Origin of the sequence: Pseudoalteromonas sp. MT33b (genome assembly GCF_014117385.1) — a bacterium.
GTDB lineage: Bacteria > Pseudomonadota > Gammaproteobacteria > Enterobacterales > Alteromonadaceae > Pseudoalteromonas > Pseudoalteromonas lipolytica.
In genome coordinates this window covers 472,987-492,875 of the sequence record NZ_CP059831.1, presented here as the reverse complement: position 1 = coordinate 492,875, position 19,889 = coordinate 472,987, and the positions used below count along the sequence as shown (strand labels likewise).

General features: G+C 44.0%; 19 protein-coding genes. 3 read left to right on the top strand and 16 right to left on the bottom strand.

Annotated elements, in window-relative coordinates; all coding sequences use genetic code 11:
- Nucleotides 1-5: 5 nt before the first annotated feature.
- Nucleotides 6-545: an inosine/xanthosine triphosphatase gene (gene yjjX / locus H3302_RS02390; RefSeq protein WP_065978158.1), complete on the top strand. Its 540-nt coding sequence runs from the start codon at nucleotides 6-8 to the stop codon at nucleotides 543-545.
- Between the two features lie 12 nt (nucleotides 546-557).
- Complete coding sequence (gene yjjG, locus H3302_RS02385; RefSeq protein WP_182396101.1) at nucleotides 558-1,232, top strand: pyrimidine 5'-nucleotidase; 675 nt, start codon at nucleotides 558-560, stop codon at nucleotides 1,230-1,232.
- Nucleotides 1,233-1,346: 114 nt separating this feature from the next.
- On the opposite strand, the gene lpxC is transcribed toward yjjG, so the two are convergent.
- The 16 genes from lpxC to mraZ all read right to left on the bottom strand — a co-directional run bounded on the left by lpxC (nucleotide 1,347) and on the right by mraZ (nucleotide 19,077).
- Entirely contained in the window at nucleotides 1,347-2,258 is a 912-nt protein-coding gene (lpxC, locus tag H3302_RS02380; protein ID WP_036971181.1) for a UDP-3-O-acyl-N-acetylglucosamine deacetylase, read from the bottom strand.
- Between the two features lie 102 nt (nucleotides 2,259-2,360).
- Entirely contained in the window at nucleotides 2,361-3,611 is a 1,251-nt protein-coding gene (gene ftsZ / locus H3302_RS02375; protein ID WP_036971183.1) for a cell division protein FtsZ, read from the bottom strand.
- 21 nt (nucleotides 3,612-3,632) lie between these two features.
- Nucleotides 3,633-4,865 (bottom strand): cell division protein FtsA, encoded by a 1,233-nt coding sequence (gene ftsA, locus H3302_RS02370; RefSeq protein WP_036971185.1) that lies wholly within the window; start codon nucleotides 4,863-4,865, stop codon nucleotides 3,633-3,635.
- A complete protein-coding gene (locus H3302_RS02365) occupies nucleotides 4,862-5,641 on the bottom strand; it encodes a cell division protein FtsQ/DivIB (RefSeq protein ID WP_065978161.1) in 780 nt (259 codons plus the stop codon). The genes ftsA and H3302_RS02365 overlap by 4 nt, the downstream gene beginning before the upstream one ends.
- Nucleotide 5,642: 1 nt before the next feature.
- Nucleotides 5,643-6,563 (bottom strand): D-alanine--D-alanine ligase, encoded by a 921-nt coding sequence (locus tag H3302_RS02360; RefSeq protein ID WP_182396100.1) that lies wholly within the window; start codon nucleotides 6,561-6,563, stop codon nucleotides 5,643-5,645.
- Nucleotides 6,560-7,996 (bottom strand): UDP-N-acetylmuramate--L-alanine ligase, encoded by a 1,437-nt coding sequence (gene murC / locus H3302_RS02355; RefSeq protein WP_206770699.1) that lies wholly within the window; start codon nucleotides 7,994-7,996, stop codon nucleotides 6,560-6,562. The genes H3302_RS02360 and murC overlap by 4 nt, the downstream gene beginning before the upstream one ends.
- Nucleotides 7,997-8,010: 14 nt before the next feature.
- Nucleotides 8,011-9,087 carry an undecaprenyldiphospho-muramoylpentapeptide beta-N-acetylglucosaminyltransferase gene (murG, locus tag H3302_RS02350; protein WP_036971193.1) on the bottom strand — a complete coding sequence of 359 codons (1,077 nt, stop codon included), beginning with the start codon at nucleotides 9,085-9,087 and terminating at the stop codon, nucleotides 8,011-8,013.
- The gene (gene ftsW / locus H3302_RS02345) at nucleotides 9,084-10,259 is read right to left on the bottom strand and encodes a cell division protein FtsW (protein WP_036971195.1); all 1,176 of its coding nucleotides are present in this window, start codon (nucleotides 10,257-10,259) and stop codon (nucleotides 9,084-9,086) included. The genes murG and ftsW overlap by 4 nt, the downstream gene beginning before the upstream one ends.
- Nucleotides 10,256-11,581, bottom strand: a complete 1,326-nt coding sequence (gene murD / locus H3302_RS02340; RefSeq protein ID WP_036971197.1) for a UDP-N-acetylmuramoyl-L-alanine--D-glutamate ligase — start codon at nucleotides 11,579-11,581, stop codon at nucleotides 10,256-10,258. Before murD ends, ftsW begins: the two co-directional genes overlap by 4 nt.
- Nucleotides 11,582-12,664, bottom strand: a complete 1,083-nt coding sequence (gene mraY, locus H3302_RS02335; RefSeq protein ID WP_036971198.1) for a phospho-N-acetylmuramoyl-pentapeptide-transferase — start codon at nucleotides 12,662-12,664, stop codon at nucleotides 11,582-11,584. It abuts the gene before it with no gap.
- Entirely contained in the window at nucleotides 12,658-14,046 is a 1,389-nt protein-coding gene (gene murF / locus H3302_RS02330) for a UDP-N-acetylmuramoyl-tripeptide--D-alanyl-D-alanine ligase (protein ID WP_182396099.1), read from the bottom strand. Before murF ends, mraY begins: the two co-directional genes overlap by 7 nt.
- Entirely contained in the window at nucleotides 14,043-15,521 is a 1,479-nt protein-coding gene (murE, locus tag H3302_RS02325; RefSeq protein WP_182396098.1) for a UDP-N-acetylmuramoyl-L-alanyl-D-glutamate--2,6-diaminopimelate ligase, read from the bottom strand. The genes murF and murE overlap by 4 nt, the downstream gene beginning before the upstream one ends.
- The gene (locus tag H3302_RS02320; RefSeq protein WP_036971205.1) at nucleotides 15,514-17,331 is read right to left on the bottom strand and encodes a penicillin-binding transpeptidase domain-containing protein; all 1,818 of its coding nucleotides are present in this window, start codon (nucleotides 17,329-17,331) and stop codon (nucleotides 15,514-15,516) included. The genes murE and H3302_RS02320 overlap by 8 nt, the downstream gene beginning before the upstream one ends.
- Nucleotides 17,328-17,654, bottom strand: coding sequence for a cell division protein FtsL (gene ftsL, locus H3302_RS02315; RefSeq protein ID WP_065978166.1), 327 nt, complete (start codon nucleotides 17,652-17,654; stop codon nucleotides 17,328-17,330). Before ftsL ends, H3302_RS02320 begins: the two co-directional genes overlap by 4 nt.
- Entirely contained in the window at nucleotides 17,654-18,589 is a 936-nt protein-coding gene (rsmH, locus tag H3302_RS02310) for a 16S rRNA (cytosine(1402)-N(4))-methyltransferase RsmH (RefSeq protein WP_036971210.1), read from the bottom strand. The genes ftsL and rsmH overlap by 1 nt, the downstream gene beginning before the upstream one ends.
- A 29-nt stretch (nucleotides 18,590-18,618) precedes the next feature.
- Nucleotides 18,619-19,077, bottom strand: a complete 459-nt coding sequence (gene mraZ / locus H3302_RS02305; protein ID WP_036971213.1) for a division/cell wall cluster transcriptional repressor MraZ — start codon at nucleotides 19,075-19,077, stop codon at nucleotides 18,619-18,621.
- Nucleotides 19,078-19,547: 470 nt separating this feature from the next.
- Here mraZ and H3302_RS02300 point away from each other — a divergent pair, with 470 nt between their 5' ends.
- Complete coding sequence (locus H3302_RS02300; RefSeq protein ID WP_074988822.1) at nucleotides 19,548-19,886, top strand: DUF883 domain-containing protein; 339 nt, start codon at nucleotides 19,548-19,550, stop codon at nucleotides 19,884-19,886.
- The last annotated feature ends 3 nt before the right edge of the window (nucleotides 19,887-19,889 follow it).

Here is a 19,889-nt window from a genome sequence, read left to right as displayed (position 1 = left end):
TCAGCTTGAAAACGACATTAAATGTAATAGTGGGATCTAAAAATCCTGTAAAAGTGAATGCTGCTAAACATATTTTTAGCCTTTACTTTCCTGAGCACACCATTCAGTGCCAAGGTGTTCACGCACCGTCTGGCGTCCCCGACCAACCTTTAGGTGAAGATGAAACCCGCATAGGGGCAGAAAATCGCGTAAAATACTGCCAAGCGCATTACGAAGCCGATTTCTACACAGCAATGGAAGGTGGCGCAGAGCAATTTAGTTACGGCGCAGCAACGTTTGCATTCGTCGTTATTGCCAATAGCGAACAATTCAGTGTCGGCCGCAGCAGCAACTTACCTTTACCACCTCCTTTCTTCAAGGCATTACTTGCGGGTAAAGAGTTGGGCGATGTGATGGATGAAGCCTTCAATACCGTCAATATCAAACAGCAAGGTGGTGCAATTGGCTTATTAACCAATCACAATGCAACACGCGAAAGCACCTATATACAAGCGCTTACATTGGCTATGGCACCGTTTTTACACCCTACACTTTATAACCAATAAACTTGGAATATCATGAAGTATACACATGTTTTATTTGATGCCGATGAAACCCTGTTTAGTTTTAACGCATTTGCAGGTCTTAAAGTAATGTTCGCCAATTACGGCGTAGACTTTACAGAGACAGATTATCATGAATATCAATTAACCAATAAACCACTATGGGTTGCCTATCAAAAGCATGAAATTACTGCCAATGAGCTACAGATAACCCGTTTTACCGAATGGGCAAACAAACTCAATGTGCCCGCTCAAACGCTTAATGATGCCTTTTTAGAAGCGATGGCATCTATTTGTGTGCCATTGCCCGGTGCCGTTGAGCTACTCAATAAGCTAAAGCCTCACGCAAGATTGGGTATCATTACCAATGGTTTTGCCAAACTTCAGCAAAAGCGCCTAGAGCATACAGGACTGCAAGACATGTTTGATTGGCTGGTGATTTCTGAGCTAGTGGGTAAAGCCAAACCCGCACCCGAGATTTTTCAACACACTTTTCAGTTAATGGATAATCCACCGAAAGAACAGATTTTAATGGTGGGTGACACCGCAGCCAGTGACATTCTCGGTGGCCATAATGTTGGCATTGATACCTGCTGGCTTCAGCACCCTGGCGTTGAGTTACCTGAAGGGATTACACCCACCTACCAAATAAATCAGTTATGTGAACTGGAAGCTATTCTTGGTTTATAGCAACTCAAAATGATTAAGTATTTTTGCGGATTGGTAATACAAGTTATGCTTATCGTAAAGCAAAAAAAATGACGCTTTAAAGCGTCATTTTTTATAACTGTAATATGCGTGCGATTAAGCTGTTGCTACTTCTAGGCCTGGTGCTGGCATCGTCACTGGCGTATCGAATGTTGCCCATTCCCATGCTGACTCAGTCGCCATAATTTTACGAAGTAACTTATTGTTTAAATCATGGCCTGACTTATAAGCCGTGATTTTACCTAGAATGTTATGGCCCGTCATAAACATGTCGCCCACACAGTCTAAGATTTTGTGTTTAACAAACTCATCGCTGTAACGTAAGCCGTTTGGATTCAATACTTTAAATTCATCCAAAACAACTGCGTTATCCATGCTACCACCTAAGGCTAGGTTGTTTGCATGCATATATTCAATGTCTTTCATAAAGCCAAAAGTACGCGCACGGCTGATTTCTTCAGTGAAGCTTTGTGCCGTAATATCTAAACCAATACGTTGGCGACTTTCATTGATAGCAGGATGATCAAATGCGATCTCGAAATCGATGTGAAAACCATCGTATGGTTCGATCTCAGCCCATTTATCACCTTCTTCAATACGTACTTTTTCTTTAATACGAATAAAGCGCTTAGCTGCATTTACTTCTTTAATGCCGCCTTTTTGTAACAAGTAAATGAATGGTAATGCACTACCATCCATAATAGGCACTTCTGAGCTGTCTAATTCAACAATTAGATTATCAATACCCATTGCCGCTACCGCAGCAATTAGGTGCTCAGTCGTTGATAAGCGAACGCCATCTTTGTTTGTTAAACAGGTACACAATTGCGTATCACCAACGGCTTCAGGTGTTGTTTCAAAATCAACAACCGGATCAAGGTCCACACGACGAAATACTATCCCAGTATTTGCGCTCGCAGGTCGGAGAGTAATAGTGACCTTCTCACCTTTATGAAGTCCAATTCCTATGGCTTTGACTACTTCTGCAATCGTACGCTGTTTAATCATAGGTTCGCTCACTTATAGTTACAGTTAGACGGCGGATTGTATCATAAATACATCCAGCTGCCAAATTTGTTTATTTATCGAACAAATTACCAGTAAAAAGTCTTAGTCAGCTTGCTTTCTTAAGAAAGCGGGGATGTCAAAATAATCGCCACCCTCTGATTTATCAGACTTTTTATTGCTCTCAGCTGTCTTTGACGAGACAGAGCTGCTTGTTGTGCTTTGCTTTACAGGCTCTTGCTTTTCAGATGTTGCTGACATGCTCACATCATCACTGCTGCCTTGACTTGCAAAGCTTGGTACATACATGCTGCTAGTCGTTTGGTTCATTGAGCTTTGTACATCAGAGCCTGATGCTTTCTTAAAGCCATTATCAACGATGCCAAACTGTGGACGACGATCGCCCCCTAAACCTGTTGCAACAACAGTTACACGTAACTCGTCGCTCATTTCTGGGTCAATTACCGCACCAACAACCACGGTTGCATTTTCAGACGCTAATGCTTTAACGTGGTTACCCACAATTTCAAATTCTTCAATCGCAATATCCATGCCCGCAGTGATATTAACAAGAATGCCTTTAGCACCTGTTAAATCAACATCTTCAAGTAATGGACTTGAAATAGCGGCTTCTGCTGCTTCTTGTGCACGGTCTGGGCCAGATGCTGACGCTGTGCCCATCATCGCAGTTCCCATCGCTGACATTACAGTACGTACGTCGGCGAAATCCACGTTGATTAGACCTGAGCGTGTGATTAATTCTGCAATGCCTTGAACAGCACCAAATAACACGTCATTTGCTTTTGCGAAGGCATCTAATAGTGTAGTCCCTTTGCCTAAAACTTTAAGCAATTTATTGTTCGGAATTGTAATAAGAGAGTCTACAATTTCTGACAATTCATTAATGCCTTGTTCAGCCGCTGCAGCACGCTTTTTACCTTCAAAATCAAACGGACGAGTAACCACTGCAACCGTTAAGATCCCTAACTCTTTTGCAATTTTTGCAACCACAGGCGCAGCCCCCGTACCTGTACCGCCACCCATACCGGCTGCGATAAAGACCATGTCAGCGCCTTCAAGGCTAGCACGGATAGTTTCAGCGTCTTCTTCTGCTGAATTACGGCCTACTTCAGGGTTTGCACCCGCACCTAAACCAGAGGTGATCTGTGTACCTAGTTGCACGGTTACATCGGCAGATGAATTACGTAATGCTTGTGCATCCGTATTTGCCGCAATAAAACGTACACCTTCAATTTGTTGTTTTACCATGTGTTCAACAGCGTTACCGCCGCCGCCGCCCACACCAATTACTTTAATGACAGCTTCTTCGCTGTGCTGTTCCATCATATCAAACATCTTTACTCTCCGACTTGAGCTTTAAAACTCACCTTGGAACCACTTCGTAATACGGTTCCACCAATTATTATCACCTTCAGCTTTCGATTTTTGTGCATTCATCGATTGCATAGTACGGCCGTATTGTAACAAACCAACCGCGGTCGCGTACGAAGGATCATCCACATAATCTGTCAAACCAACAATCCCGATTGGTTTGCCAATTCTGACTGGCATTTGGAAAATGTCTTCTGCCACTTCCATTGCCCCTGTCATTTTTGCTGTTCCGCCAGTGATGACGAGACCCGCAGCAATTTGGTCTTCTAAACCTGAGCGGCGTATTTCTTCCATAGCCAGCTCAAATAATTCTCTAAAACGCGGCTCAACAACCTCAGATAAGGTATGACGAGACATAATACGCGCAGGTCGCCCACCCACACTTGGCACTTCAATCGTGTCTTCGTTGCTCGCCATTTGGCTGCTTGCACAGGCATATTGTACTTTGAGTGACTCTGCATGTGATATAGGTGTTCTAAATATTTTTGCAATATCACCCGTTACTTGATTACCCGCAACAGGAATAACGGCTGAGTGACGAAGCGCACCATTAATATAAATGGTGATATCCATTGTACCGCCACCAATATCCAGCACCGCTACCCCTAACTCTTTTTCATCATCAGTCAGTACGGAATAACATGACGCTAATGCAGTAAAGATAAGTTGGTCCACTTCAAGACCACATCGCTCTACACATTTTTCAATATTTTTTGCCATGTCGTTTGAGCAAGTAATAATGTGGGCTCGCGCTTCCATTCTCACGCCACTCATACCCAATGGGTTTTTAATGCCTTCTTGCATATCAATGCTGTATTCTTGCGGTAATGCATGCAGCATTTTGCGCTCTGCCGAAATTGGCACTGAACGCGCAATATGAATCACATTTTCAATGTCTTCATCTGTCACCTCGGTGTTGTTAATAGCAACCACACCGCTTTCATTCTGACACTGAATATGCTTACCAGAAATACCTAAGTACACTGAACTAATGCGGCAATCGGCCATCAGTTCTGCTTCGTCAATAGCACGACGAATCGATTCAGAAACAAGGTTAAGGTCGTTTACGCCGCCTTTATCCATACCATGCGATACCTGGCTGCCTACCCCCACAATACTGAGCTTATTATCTGCGGTGATTTCACCAACGGTGGCCACTACTTTTGAGGTGCCAACGTCTAATCCAATCACTAGGTTTCTTTCTGCTGACTTAGTCATGCCTTACTCTTATTTTCTAATTGTTCTTCTTGAAGTGGCTTCCAGCTCACTGCAAGACCGGTATCGTACCGTAAATCAACAACATCAATTTGTGCATCTGCACGTTGTTCCATGCGCGGATAAACGTCAATAAAACGTTGTACACGCTTCGCTTTTTCTTTGCGGCCTAAATTCAGGCGTATGCCGTTATCAAGCCATAACTGCCACGAAAAACGCTCAGAGAGCGCTAAACTTGTCAGCTCTAAATCATTCACCCTTAGCATTGCTTGAAACTGACGAAAAGCCGTCCAAGCTTCTATTTCACTGCCTTCAGGGCCATATAGCTGCGGTAGCGTATCAGGTAATTTATCACTACTTGCTTGGAACACTTCCCCTGATTGATTCAAGAGTAAATCACTGTTCCAATGGGCTACCGCTTGGTGCTCAACCACATACACTTGTAAGGTATCTGGCCACTGTTTTCTTACTGATGCCGTTGCGACCCATGGCAGACTTTGTACCAAGCGTTGCACATGTTTGACATCCAATTCAAAAAAACTCGATAAGTCGGCTTTTTTTATCGCACTAATAATTGCTTTTTCATCAGTGTATTGAGGCTGTCCAAGCACTGATAAATGCTTAATTTGCGCATCTTTGTTTTCAACCAACCAATCAGACACCCCTGTGGTAATCTTTACTAAAGAAAAAATGACCACCAGAAAAAAGCTCACACCAAAAATCAGCGACCAATTAAGTTGCTGTTTTAACTGTTGCGCTTTCTTCAAAAAAGGATGCATATTAAAGTGTTTGCTCCAGAATGCGAACAACTAATTGTTCAAAACTTGCACCATTGGCTTTAGCCGCCATTGGCACCAACGACTTTTCGGTCATGCCTGGGACTGTATTCACTTCTAATAAGTAAAAATTCCCCTGTTCATCACGCATTGCATCAACACGCCCCCAGCCACTCGCGCCAACTAAATCAAAGGCTTTAAGAGCCATATCTTGCAATAATTCTGTTTCTTGCTGAGATAAATCTGCAGGGCAATGGTACTGCGTGGTATTTGATTGATACTTAGCCTGATAGTCGTAAAAACCATTCGGTGTTGTCATTTCAATAACAGGCTGAACATCTTGACCTAAAACAGCGACGGTAAATTCACGCCCCGTAATCCATTGCTCTACGAGTACTTGGCTGTCAAATTTAAAGGCCGCATTTAAAGCGGCATCTAACTGCTCAGCCGTATGCGCTTCAGCCATACCAATGCTTGACCCTTCGTGCGATGGCTTAACCATCACCTTACCTAATTCATTTATGATTGCTTGGCTATCAAACTCATGGCGGCTATCAACAACGGTGTAAGGTGCTGTGCTTAAACCCATTGCTTTAAATAAATGCTTACAACGCACTTTATCCATAGCCAATGCAGAGCCCAATACATCACTGCCAGTATAAGGAAGTCCCATAAATTCAAGCGCACCTTGAATCGTACCATCTTCACCGCCTCGGCCATGAAGTGCGATAAATACTCGTTCAATATTGCGCTCTTTTAATTGCCAAAGAGGCTGTTCTTTAGGATCAAATGCGATGGCATCAACGCCAACACTCTGCAATGCGTTCAATACGGCTTGGCCTGATTTAAGCGAGACTTCTCGTTCAGCTGATGTACCGCCAAAAAGAACTGCTACTTTGCCAAATTTGTCGCTTGTCTGGCTCATACATTTACCTGCTTAAGTTGTTCAATAGACAAGTTGCTTGCTGCTAACTTTTTCACTAATTGGCCTATGTTACCAGCGCCTTGCGTTAAAACTAAATCATTATCTTGCATTACATCAGCAAGCACACCCGCAAGCTCTGCACTGCTTGCTACATGCAATGGCTCTTTGCCGCGTTGGCGTAAACTACGACATAAACTCTTACTGTCGGCACCGACTATGGGCTCTTCACCTGCAGCATAAACATCAAGCAGTAATAACTGATCGACATCGGCAAGTACTTTAACGAAATCTTCGTATAAATCTCTAGTACGGCTATAACGATGCGGTTGGTACACCATGACTAACCGTTTATCTGGCCAGCCTTCACGTACAGCAGCAATGGTTGCGGCCACTTCTGATGGGTGATGCCCATAATCATCGACTAACATCACATTACCGCGTTCATTTTCAAATGTGCCGTAATGTTGAAAACGACGGCCTACACCTTCAAATTTTACCAGCGCTTCTAAAATTGCATTATTTGCAATATTTTGATCTTTTGCCACCGCAATCGCAGCGGTTGCATTTAATGCATTGTGCTTGCCTGGCATATTCAAGCTAACAGCTAAGCTTTCACCGTGTTTATTCACTACATTGAATGAACAGGTATTGGCTGTCTGGCTAAAATCAACCATGCGGTAATCAGCATCGGCCGATTCACCGTAGGTGATCACTGGGCGACCAAAACGAGGAATAAGCTCTGCAGCCACCTCAGAATCTATGCAGACAACCGCTAAACCGTAAAATGGCAAGTTATGAATAAAGTCGACATAGGTGTCTTTCATTTTCTCAAAACTGCCACCATAGGTATCCATATGATCTTCTTCGATATTTGTGATCACCGACACCATCGGCTGTAAGTGTAAAAACGACGCATCACTCTCATCGGCTTCGGCAATTAAAAAATCACTTTTACCAACCTTCGCATTACTACCCGCACTGTTTAGCAGGCCGCCAATAATAAAAGTGGGATCAAGCCCTGCTTGTGCATAAATGCTCGCAATTAAACTTGTTGTCGTGGTTTTACCATGTGTTCCTGCCACGGCAATGCCATGACGAAAGCGCATTAATTCTGCAAGCATCTCTGCGCGGCGAACAATCGGAATACGCGCCGCTTTTGCTGCTTTAATTTCTGGATTTTGATCGTTAATCGCACTTGATACCACGACCACGCTGGCATCTTTGACATTATTTTCATCATGCCCGATAAACACTTCTGCGCCGACATGAATCAAACGTTCTGTCATGGCACTGTGTGCGATATCTGAGCCGGTAATACGGTAGCCTTCAAAAGCAAGTACTTCGGCAATGCCACCCATCCCAGCGCCACCAATACCAATAAAGTGGATGGTGTCAATTCGACGCATCGCAGGACGAGTGCTGTTTTCTTTCATCGTGCTTTCTTTCACTACTTATCTCTTCTATTTGCTAGCTGCTCACAGCACTTCGCAACATTGGCTGTGGCATCTAAAATGGCAAGCTGTTTTGCTTTACTTGCCATAGTTGAAATTTTTTCTGGTGCGTTTAAGTAAGGTGATAACACATTCACAACCGCATCTTTTGTAAACTCACTTTGCGGCATCAGCAAAGCAGCTTGCGCGGCGACTAAATACCCTGCATTAGCCGTTTGATGGTCATCCACTGCATGTGGAAACGGCACAAATAGAGCCATTCGACCCGCCGCAGCGATTTCACTTACTGTCAATGCACCAGCACGGCAAATTACCAAATCGGCCCATTGATAAGCGCTATCCATATCATCAATAAATTCAGTCACTTTGCTAAAATCAGCTAACCCTAACTGTTGATAGCTCGCGGTGACATTAGGTTCATTATTTTTACCCGTTTGGTGCCATATATTAAGCGTTGTTTGCGCTGAAAGCTCACTGAATACAGCCGGTAAAGTCTGATTCAATACTTGCGCCCCCAGCGAACCACCAACCACTAGCACATTAATCGGCGTTTGCGTTTGCTTAGCCGTTACCGTCGCAACACTAGCGCGCACTGGGTTACCAACGATTTCACACTGCCCTTTAGCAAAAGCCGAAGGAAAAGCAGCCAAAACCTTATTCGCACACTTTGCTAACCAACGGTTACTCATACCTGCCACTGCATTCTGTTCATGAATAACCAGAGGGATCCCTAAGCTTTTTGCTGCAATTCCTGTTGGGCCTGTCACATAGCCGCCCATGGCGAGTACGACATCAGGCTTTTGCGCTTTTAAAATTTTACGCGCTTGCAAAATGGCATTTATCACCATAAAAGGGGCTTTAATCAAGCGCTTTATACCATTACCGCGCACACCTTTTACGTTAATAAAGTCAATTTCAATATTGTGTTTGGGCACAACATTGGCTTCCATTCTATCGGGTGTTCCAATCCAGCTTACCTGCCAACCTTGCTGCTTTAAAAAATCTGCAACCGCAATGCCAGGGAAAATATGCCCACCAGTGCCACCAGCAACTACAAGTAATTTTTTACTCATCGTTTGCCTCCGCGTGAGGTAGCTTGCTTTGTCGCCATTTTGGTTTCAAAATCAATTCGCAAAAGTACACCTGTTGCGATGGTCATAATTAATAAACTAGAACCACCGTACGAAATAAACGGCAAGGTTAAGCCTTTGGTCGGTAAGATCCCCGCACTTGCGCCGACATTTACCATGGTTTGAAAGGCAAACCAAATACCAATCGCAAAGGCAAAATAACCTTCATACTCTTTACCGCACTTCAACGCTTTTTGACCAATAAGCAAGGCTCTAAAAACAAATATTGCAAGCACCACTAAAATACTTAACACCCCAAAAAACCCTAGCTCTTCACCTATAACAGCGAAGATAAAGTCATTGTGTGCTTCGGGAAGGTACTGTAGCTTTTGCACACTATTACCTAAGCCTTGACCAAACCAGCCACCTTGACTGTATGCCATTAGCGACTGTACTAATTGGTAACCTTTTCCGAACGGGTCTTCCCAAGGTTCAAGAAAGCCTGTAACACGTGCCATACGGTAAGGTTCAGCAATAATCAGCACGACTACCGCAGCAATCCCCGTTAATATAAGACCAAAGAATTGCCATAGTTTTGCACCCGCTAGAAAGAGTAAGCCCACCGTCGTAACAAACAGAACCACTACGGTGCCTAAGTCAGGCTGCATCAATATCAATAAAGCATACACACCAAACACGGCTAACGGCTTAAAGAAGCCTTTCAGGTTTTCTTGTACTTCTGCGCGCTTACGCACTAAATAGCCGGCAATATAACTAAAAAAATACAGCTTAGCGGCTTCTGCTACCTGAAAACCAATGGGTCCTACTGGTATCCAGCGCTTTGCACCATTGACCTCACGACCAACTATCAATACCAGTACCAGTAAAGCTAAGCCCAGCAAGAGTAAATAAGGGTTACTGCGTTTCCACCAATCCATTGGGACATTGGTGGCTATCCAGAATAAGAAAAAGCCCATAATTAAGAACATGCTATGGCGAATAATGATGTGATAAGGATTATCAAATAAACGCTCAGCGGTGGGCATCGATGCACTGGTCACCATCACAAAGCCAACCCCAATCAACATCAACATGCAATACATCAACGGCACATCATAAAGTTGTGCAGATTGTTTAGGTGTAAGCGCGTCACGAATATCAGCAAATGCAATCATACTGCCTCCGCCAATACGCACTGGGTAAAATCATCCCCACGCTGCATATAGTTGTTATACATATCTATGCTGGCACAAGCGGGGGCAAGTAATACGATATCGCCCTGATCACTCAGCTGTTTTGCAAGTAGCACTGCTTCATGCATGTTGCTAGTAAGGTGGCCTTTATCTGAAAGCGCCACTAATGCTTTTGCATCTTTACCAAAACAGACCAAGGCTTTTACTTTGTCGTTCAAATACGGTTTTAGGGCATCTAAATCAGCCCCCTTCGCATCGCCACCGGCAATGACAACTAATTGCTTAGCTTGATCGGCTAGGCTTTCAATTGCGGCGATAGTCGCGCCAACATTCGTTGCTTTTGAGTCATTAAAATACTTTACACCACTAATTTCAGCGACAAACTGACACCGGTGCGCAAGTCCAGTAAAGGCACTAAATGCTTGCTGATAGTGCTCGGCTGTGATTTCAAATGGGCTTAATAACGCCATCACTGCCAATGCATTTTGTTGATTATGCGAGCCCACAACATTTAAGCTGCTTACAGGTAACAGAGGCTTACCTTGTGCTGCAAAATATTGTTCACCCTGTTGATCAACTAAAGAGTAATCGGCATTACGAAGTGCAAAGCTTAACTGCGGCTGCTTTGCAGTGTGTGTTGCCGCATCAATGGCATTCACAACACAAAGCGCTGCGCCATTATAGATACGTTGCTTCGAGTCGATATAAGCTTGATAGCTTGGGTAGCGATCTAAATGATCTTCACTCACATTGAGTACACACGCACTGTGTGCTTTTAAGCTCTGGGTGGTATCAAGCTGAAAACTGGATAACTCAAGCACAAAAACATCGTAGTCATGCGCTAATAAATCAAGTACAGCTGTGCCTATATTACCGCCAAGGCCCACTTTATAACCCGCAGCTTTGAGTACCTCAAATGCCAGCGTCACCACGGTTGATTTTCCGTTTGACCCCGTCACTGCCACAATAGGCTTATCTGTTAAGCGCGCGAAGAGCTCAACATCACCAATCACTTCCACCCCCGCAGCCATTGCTTTTGCGACTGCTGGCGTTGTTAAACTAAGCCCAGGGCTGATAATAATGATGTCGGTATTGCTAAGCGCTGCATTATCTAAATCACCAAAGTGGGTAACCAGCTCACTCGCATGCTCAGCTAGCCAATCAGCACCTGGCGGCTGCTCTCGGCTATCCACAACCTTTGGCTGAATATTCTGAGACAATAAAAAACGCACAATGCCCAGACCGGTTACACCGAGTCCGAGCACTGTTATGTGTTTATTTTTAATCTCGTTAATTACTGTCATTTACCTGATCTTCAATGTCGCAAGGCCCGCAAGCACGAGCACAATCGAAATAATCCAAAAGCGCACAATCACACGTGGTTCTGGCCATCCCTTTAACTCATAATGGTGATGAATAGGCGCCATTCTAAAAATGCGCTGCCCACGTAACTTATATGAACCGACTTGTAAAATTACCGATAAAGCTTCCATCACAAACACACCGCCCATAATAATGAGCACTAATTCTTGGCGAACTAATACCGCAATAATGCCCAGTGCGCCGCCAAGCGCAAGCGAGCCTACATCGCCCATAAATACTTGTGCTGGGTAAGTGTTAAACCATAAGAAACCAAGCCCTGCCCCCACAATCGCAGTGCACACTACAACCAGTTCGCTTGCCAGCGGTAAATGAGGAATATGTAAGTAGCTAGAGAAATTCACGTTACCCGTTAAATAAGCAATAATGGCCAGAGCCGACGCGACTAAAATAGTCGGAACGATTGCTAAACCGTCAAGCCCATCCGTTAGGTTTACCGCGTTAGATGTGCCGACAATAACAAAGTAAGTCATGACGATATAAAACAAGCCAAGTTGTGGCAGTACATCTTTAAAAAACGGCACTACTAACGATGTTTCAGTGCCTTGCTGCGCAGTAAAATAAAGTGCGCTTGCCACAACTAAGGCGATCACTGACTGCCAAAAGTACTTCCACTTAGCGATGAGACCTTTGGGGTCTTTACGAATTACTTTACGGTAGTCATCAATAAAGCCCACTACGCCTAATGATCCCACAACAAATAACGTTGCCCACACATATTTATTTGATAAATCAGCCCACAACAGCGTACTGGTAAAAATCGCACCAAGAATCAAAATTCCGCCCATAGTAGGCGTGCCTTTTTTAGACAGATGAGATTCCGGACCATCATGGCGAACCACTTGACCAATCTGCATTTTTTGTAAACCGCGAATAAGCTTAGGGCCATAATAAAGTGAAATAAGTAAGGCGGTTAAAATACCTAAAATCGCTCGCAGCGTCAGGTATGAAAACACATTAAAGCCGCTGTAATACTGTGTTAAATACTCTGCCAACCACACTAACATGACGTTACCCCATTGTTGCCATCTTGCTGGCTGTTAACTAAATCTGCTACCACAAGTTCCATACGAGAACTTCGCGATCCTTTCACTACAATGGTGGTCTTTTGCTGAGATTCAGCGAGCACACTTTGTAATTGTTGTAATAATTGCTCACGGCTTGAGAAATGACGATTTGGCTTTTCAAAAACATCACTGGCCGACTTACTCAATACGCCAAGGCTGTAAAGTTCATCAATGCCCTTTTGCTGAGCATACTCACCCACTTGTTGGTGATAAAAACGTGCTTCTTCACCAAGTTCGCCCATATCACCCAAGGCGAAAATACGGCGTCCGGGCATATCGCTCAATAAATCAATGGCTGCTTTAACTGACTGCACATTTGCGTTGTAAGTATCATCAATTACCGTTAGCTTATCTGATACTTTCAGTACATTAACACGTCCCTTTACTTCGCCCATGGATGCAAGCGCAGTTGCAATACTGTCTAAACTCACACCTAATTCAGTGGTTAACGCGGTAGCGATAAGCGCATTAGCAATATTGTGCTTACCAGGCAAAGCAAGCGTTACAGGGACTTTGTGCTCTGTTGTACACAGCATAAATGAAGCGCGCGCTTGTTCATCAAGCACTATATCTTCAGCCCAATAATCTAACTGTTGTGTGGTAGAAAAACGCTTTACTGTTCGGTGAGTCAGTTTATCTAACCAATAATCAGCAAAGTCGCTATCACAATTAACAATGGCAACCCCATCCGGTTTTAAGCCATCGTAAATTTCACCCTTCGCTGTCGCTACGCCTTGTAACGAGCCAAAACCTTCTAAGTGCGACGCGGCAACATTACACACAACAGCCACATCTGGTTTTGTCATGGCAACAGTGTAAGCAATCTCACCAATATGATTAGCACCCAATTCAATCACGGCATATTCATGCTGAGGCTCAAGACGCAACAATGTTAGCGGCACACCAATATCGTTATTAAAGTTGCCTTTAGTCGAGAGCACTTCACCGTGGCCTGACAGAATTGCTGCACACATTTCTTTTACGGTCGTTTTACCAACACTGCCTGTTATTGCGATGGTTTTTGGTGAGACTTCTGCCATCACCGCCGCCCCAATATGACCCAGCGCAATGCGAGTATCTGCGACAACAAACTGCACAATATCAACGTTAACAGGGCGCGCAACAATGGCTGCAATCGCCCCTTTTTCTTTTGCTTGCGCTACAAATTTATGGCCATCAAAGTTAGGCCCTTGTAATGCTAAAAATACTTCACCCTCGCACAGTGTGCGCGTGTCGGTATTTATATTTTTCACTTTGTGATTACCACCGTGGTAATCGGTTGCTAGAACCTGTGCTAGCCAATCAAAATCCATCGGGATCATAACTGCGCCCCTTGCGATTTTTCTTTTAGTTGTTGTTGTACATATTGGCGGTCGCAGAAGTCGATACGCTGATCGCCAATAATTTGATAGTCTTCATGGCCTTTGCCTGCAATAAGAATCACATCACCGGCATTTGCTTGCTCTATTGCATAACTAATTGCACGAGCACGGTCTGCTTCGCAGTGCGCGCGCTCTGGGTGCTCAAGCCCTGCGACCACGTCAGCAATGATTGCATTTGGGTCTTCACTGCGTGGGTTATCGCTGGTGACGATAATACGATCAGCATTACCTTCAGCCGCTTTTGCCATCATTGGACGCTTGCCTTTATCGCGGTCACCGCCACAGCCAAACACACAGCTCACGCCCCCGGGGACATGCTTTTGTAAAGCCTGCAATGCCAGTGCAAGTGCATCTGGTGTATGTGCATAGTCAACAATACAAGTTGGTTGACCCGGTGCGCTAAACGCTTGCATGCGCCCAGCAACCGGTTGCAATGATTTACATGCGTCTACTAACTGTGAAAGCGGGTAACCCATACCTAATAGCGTGGCCATTGCTGCTGCTAGGTTATAGAGGTTAAATTCACCAAATAATGCAGATTGCACCTCAGCGTGACCCCAGCTTGTTTCGAACGTTGCCGAAATACCGGTGTTGCTATAAACGACATCACTAAAATAGACATAGCGTGCGCCTTTCGGTGCTAAATTTTTATGGCCATAACAAATTAGGTTATTGAAGTCGTACTTTTCTAACCACTGTTCGACTTGTGCATCGTCTTGATTAAGCACAACAGTTTCTGGATTATGATCACGCAGCAACATCAATTTGGCATCGCCATACGCATCCATTGTGCCATGATAATCTAAGTGATCACGCGACAAATTGGTAAAAACGGCGGCTTTAAACTGACAATGATCAACGCGCTGTTGCACCAGACCATGCGATGAAACTTCCATTGCAACCACATTCATGTGTTGATCACGTAGTTCAGATAAAATACGTTGTAAATCAACACTTGATGGAGTGGTATTGGCTAAGGGTGTTAGCTGTTCAGGGTGACCATAACCCAGCGTACCAATAACCGCTGCAGATTTATAGCATTGCTGCGCTAAATGCGCGATCATTGCCGTCGTTGTTGATTTGCCATTGGTGCCTGTTACGCCCACTAAATCTAACTCAGCAGAGGGCTGTTGGTAGAATGCAGCAGCGAGTGCTGGCAGCTTTTTAGCTAAGTCAGACACTAAGTAAAGTGGTTCGAAATGACTTTCAAACTCACATAAGCGATCAGCAATCACAGCAACCGCACCATTTTCAATGGCTTTCTTTATAAACTGGCCGCCATCAAGCTGATGGCCTTTAATTGCCACAAATACATCACCGGGATGAACATCGCGACTATCTAGACGCAGTTGATTGACTAATAAAGAATTAGCCTCCACGTCAATATGATTAAGAATGGGTTTTAAATCACGCATCGTTATCTTTGCCTTCCACGTACGCAACCGCATCTTTGTCCGGTGCGACGTTTAAAATTCTTAAGGCATTGGAGACAATCTCTGCAAATGCAGGACCTGCCGTCGCTCCGCCATAATAAACATCTCCACCCGGTTCATTTATCATTACCACAACAGCTAAACGAGGATTGCTGGCTGGCGCTATACCTGCAAAATAACCGACATATTCGTCACCATAACCACCCACAGCGGCCTTTTTAGAGGTCCCTGTTTTACCCGCTGCACGGTAGCCATCTACGTGAACTTTTTGTGCCGTACCGCCTTTTTCAAATACACTTTCCATCATGTGCACAACGGCTTCAACATCCTTTTGTTGAAAAACACGCTCGCCTTCAGGAATTGAATCTTGCTTCAGCACAGTCAAAGGACGCATAACGCCACCCGACCCTAACATGGCATAAAAACGCGCCATTTGTGCCGTGCTTACCGCTAAGTTATAACCAAACGATAAAGCGGCAATTTCGTGATCAGACCAACGACGGTGTGGATAAAATAAGCCACTACTTTCACCGACCATTCCGGTGCCGCTGTCACTGCCAAAGCCAACTTTTTCATAAAGGCCCACAAAATAGTCTTTCGGTACGGTTTGGCTGACCTTCGTCACACCCATATTACTTGAGTACTTTAAGATTTCTCTTAAGCTCATTTCGCCGTGATTACGCGTGTCTTGTACTAAGCTCCCGCCAACGCGCATCCAGCCTGGGTAAGTATCAATAATTTCATCCGGTTGGATTGAGCCGTAGTCTAAACCAGCCAAAATGGCTAGTGGCTTAACAGTCGAACCCGGTTCAAACAAATCGGTAATGGCACGGTTACGGCGTTTGTGTGGTGCTGCGTCTGATAAATTATTCGGGTTGAATGAAGGGCTATTAACCATTGCCAGTACTTCACCGGTTTTTACATCTACGACCATAGCCGAGCCCGATGTTGCTTTGTAAGATAATACGGCTGACTTCACCGCTTTATAAGCAATGGCTTGAATACGTTGATCAATACTTAAATGGATATTCTCTGGTTCTACACGCTCACGCTCATCAAGTACTTCAACTTCGCGGCCTTGGGCATCTTTACGAATAGTACGCTGGCCTTCAACACCGGTTAGTTGTTGTTCGTATAGTTTTTCGATTCCTTCGATTCCATGACCGTCGATATTCGTAAAACCAATCACGTGCGCTGTCACTTCGCCAGCAGGATAATAACGTTTTGATTCGTCGAGTAAATGAATACCAGGCAAACGTAAATCACCAATATAATTAGCAACCGCAGGCGTTACCTGACGCTTTAAATATACAAATCGGCGTTTCGGATTATCGCGCAGGCGCGCATTGATTTTAGTTGGCTCAATACGCAGTACATCCGCCAGCTCACGCCAACGAATATCATTGCTGTAATAAGCGGCAATGCGTCTATTTAATTCTGCGGTGTTCTCTGCCAGTGCATTTTGATCTTCACCATTTTTACGCGCTTGGCGAAGCACTTTGCTGACCAACGATTTATGCAAGGCTTTGGGATCTGCATACACACTAACCACAGGCACACTTACCGCCAGCTCTTTGCCATTGCGATCAAAGATCATACCGCGTTGTACATGTTGCTTTTCAACACGTACTGTGCGTTTATCACTTTCTGAACGCGCTTTGTCTGGTTCAATTACTTGCAAAAATGCGGCACGCGCTACCAGCGTCATAAAGACTAAAAATACAACCGAGCACACCAGCATAAAGCGCCATGTGATCAAGGTATTAGTTGGCTTTTTCCTTCTGCTTATCATTGCAGTATTACCACCTTTTCGTCTTGGCTGGTTGGCCGTTTCATTTCTAATTGCATGGTTGCAACTTCTTCGATACGTGCATGCTGTGAATAAAACTCTTCTTCTACCAACAAGTAGCGCCATTCAAGGTCTAGTTCATCACGCTCTTGCAATAACTTATCTTGTTCTATTAACTGTTGACGAGCTAAGTGAGTTACCTGCACGACACTCAAGCTCGATGCGAGAATCACAACCAACAAGGCCAAGGTCAGCTTATTAGCTCCTAGGCCTTTGAAAATCTCTACAAATAAATTTGGTTGGCGATGTGTCGCTTTTGCTTTCATTACAACCTCTGTGCAACCCTTAGCACCGAGCTGCGCGAACGAGGATTTAATTCAATTTCTTCCTTGCTCGGCTTAATGGCTTTACCCACTGCTTTTAACGTCAGGTTTTTATTTATTTGTGCATCTGTTAAAGGCAGACCTCTGGGTATCGCCTCTCCCTTACTCTGTTTCTTAATAAACTGCTTAACAATACGATCTTCGAGTGAGTGGAACGAAATAACCACCAGCCGTCCACCCGGCTTTAATACTTCAACAGCAGCTTGAAGCGCCGTTTGAATTTCTTCGAGCTCACTGTTGATATAAATTCGAATCGCCTGAAAGGTGCGTGTTGCAGGGTGCTTATGTTTATCTTTTACTGGCACGGCTTGATCAACTAAATCAGCCAATTGTTTGGTACTCGTAATCGGTGTGTGCTCGCGAGTTTCAATAATTTTATGAGCAATACGACGACCAAATTTTTCTTCACCAAAGGTTTTGATCACATGGGTAATGTCTTCAAGTTCCGCTTCGGCTAACCACTGTGCAGCACTGCGACCGCTGGTTGGGTCCATGCGCATATCAAGCGGGCCATCTTTCATGAAACTAAAACCGCGTTCTGCATCGTCTAGTTGAGGTGATGACACACCAATGTCTAATAAAATGCCATCGACTTTACCAATTAAGTCATTGTCTTCCGCCACCGTTTTTAAATTAGAAAAACGGGTATGGGCAATTGAAAAACGGGCATCATCAGCAAATTTTTCGGCAGCTTTAATAGCTTGCGGATCTTGGTCGATTGCTTGTAAGCGACCGTGATCATTTAGACGCGCTAAAATTTGTCCTGAGTGTCCACCGCGACCAAATGTGCCATCCATGTAAATACCTTCGGGCTTTATGTCCAAAGCATTTATGGTTTCTTCCATCAGTACAGAGACATGTTCAAATTGCGCTGTCATTAGCTATTTTTTGCCTTTTTTATTTGTGGTTAGAGTGAGAAATTATCGAATTCGGGATTCGCCTCAAAATCGCCTAGGCGTTCTATCTCAGTATCTTGGCGCATTTGTTCATGCCAACGATCTTCATCCCAAATCTCAAACTTATTCATCAAGCCAACCAACATGATTTTTTTTCCAAGTTCAGCATGTGCACGTAAAGACGGTGCAAGCAAAATTCGGCCATTTTTATCGAGTTGATACTCTGTAGCGTTACCAAGCAACATGCGTTGCATTCGGCGTGCACGTGGATTCATATTAGAAATTTTTAATAACCGCGATTCAATTTCAAGCCACTCAGCCAACGGATATAACCACAAACAAGGCTCATTAAGTGCTACGGTGCAAATAACGGTGCCCTGATCTTCAGACAAGATCGCATCTCGGTACTTAGTCGGTACCGCAAAGCGTCCTTTATCATCCAAACTCAGAGAGCTCGCACCCCGAAACATAGCTTGCCTTAAAATTAGGTTGTAAATCGTTAACGATTATTACTGATCCAATTTGATCCACTAAAAACCACTTTTTACCACAGTGCTCCAGTTTAGGGCTTGACAAGCTATTTTGTCAAGTAAGCAGATCATCATAACTTGCTTGTAAAGCCAGAAAAAATAAGGCTTCAAGCAAAGCTACTGAATTACGTGGGAAAAAGTGGGAAACAAAGAAAAAAATCTTTTTTGCAGTTTTCTTGGCAAGCTATTGGGTAAAAATGGCTAATGAATGACCAATGAATAATTACAAATTAGTAGAATAAAATCGAATTCGGTAATTTTTACGCAATAACCCTGCAATAGTTACGGGTAATACCGACTTATATGAGCCATTAATTTCATAACAACCTGATATTAAATAATATTATTTGTTGGTACGAAGGTTGCGACAGTGTACTTACCAATTTAATGGCAATTTTTAAGGAATGATTATGACTACCGCAACAAACAAATCGAATTCAAGCACCACAAGCAGTGCAGATACGAAAGCGGCTCAAGTAGAGGCGCCATTTACTGAAAAAGCAACCGAAGCAGCGCATCATGCCGTTGATGCTCTATCATCACGTGCAGCAAGCGCTGAACACAGTGTTCGAGAGGGAGCTACTAATTCGGCAAAAACATTGTCTGAAAAACAAGCGGTTGCGCGTGAAAAAATAAATGAATACAGCGGCAAAACACGTCAACTAGCATCTGAAAACCCATTAGCGACAGCAGGTATTGCATTTGCAGCAGGTATGCTAGTGAGCGCACTAATCCGTCGTAATAAGTAACGA

What these genes read in the sequence shown, in the direction of transcription:
- yjjG (WP_182396101.1), top strand. Translation starts at nt 558, where the DNA reads ATGAAGTATACACATGTTTTATTTGATGCCGATGAAACCCTGTTTAGT.
- lpxC (WP_036971181.1), bottom strand. Translation starts at nt 2,258, where the DNA reads ATGATTAAACAGCGTACGATTGCAGAAGTAGTCAAAGCCATAGGAATT.
- ftsZ (WP_036971183.1), bottom strand. Translation starts at nt 3,611, where the DNA reads ATGTTTGATATGATGGAACAGCACAGCGAAGAAGCTGTCATTAAAGTA.
- ftsA (WP_036971185.1), bottom strand. Translation starts at nt 4,865, where the DNA reads ATGACTAAGTCAGCAGAAAGAAACCTAGTGATTGGATTAGACGTTGGC.
- H3302_RS02365 (WP_065978161.1), bottom strand. Translation starts at nt 5,641, where the DNA reads ATGCATCCTTTTTTGAAGAAAGCGCAACAGTTAAAACAGCAACTTAAT.
- H3302_RS02360 (WP_182396100.1), bottom strand. Translation starts at nt 6,563, where the DNA reads ATGAGCCAGACAAGCGACAAATTTGGCAAAGTAGCAGTTCTTTTTGGC.
- murC (WP_206770699.1), bottom strand. Translation starts at nt 7,996, where the DNA reads ATGAAAGAAAACAGCACTCGTCCTGCGATGCGTCGAATTGACACCATC.
- murG (WP_036971193.1), bottom strand. Translation starts at nt 9,087, where the DNA reads ATGAGTAAAAAATTACTTGTAGTTGCTGGTGGCACTGGTGGGCATATT.
- ftsW (WP_036971195.1), bottom strand. Translation starts at nt 10,259, where the DNA reads ATGATTGCATTTGCTGATATTCGTGACGCGCTTACACCTAAACAATCT.
- murD (WP_036971197.1), bottom strand. Translation starts at nt 11,581, where the DNA reads ATGACAGTAATTAACGAGATTAAAAATAAACACATAACAGTGCTCGGA.
- mraY (WP_036971198.1), bottom strand. Translation starts at nt 12,664, where the DNA reads ATGTTAGTGTGGTTGGCAGAGTATTTAACACAGTATTACAGCGGCTTT.
- murF (WP_182396099.1), bottom strand. Translation starts at nt 14,046, where the DNA reads ATGATCCCGATGGATTTTGATTGGCTAGCACAGGTTCTAGCAACCGAT.
- murE (WP_182396098.1), bottom strand. Translation starts at nt 15,521, where the DNA reads ATGCGTGATTTAAAACCCATTCTTAATCATATTGACGTGGAGGCTAAT.
- H3302_RS02320 (WP_036971205.1), bottom strand. Translation starts at nt 17,331, where the DNA reads ATGATAAGCAGAAGGAAAAAGCCAACTAATACCTTGATCACATGGCGC.
- ftsL (WP_065978166.1), bottom strand. Translation starts at nt 17,654, where the DNA reads ATGAAAGCAAAAGCGACACATCGCCAACCAAATTTATTTGTAGAGATT.
- rsmH (WP_036971210.1), bottom strand. Translation starts at nt 18,589, where the DNA reads ATGACAGCGCAATTTGAACATGTCTCTGTACTGATGGAAGAAACCATA.
- mraZ (WP_036971213.1), bottom strand. Translation starts at nt 19,077, where the DNA reads ATGTTTCGGGGTGCGAGCTCTCTGAGTTTGGATGATAAAGGACGCTTT.
- H3302_RS02300 (WP_074988822.1), top strand. Translation starts at nt 19,548, where the DNA reads ATGACTACCGCAACAAACAAATCGAATTCAAGCACCACAAGCAGTGCA.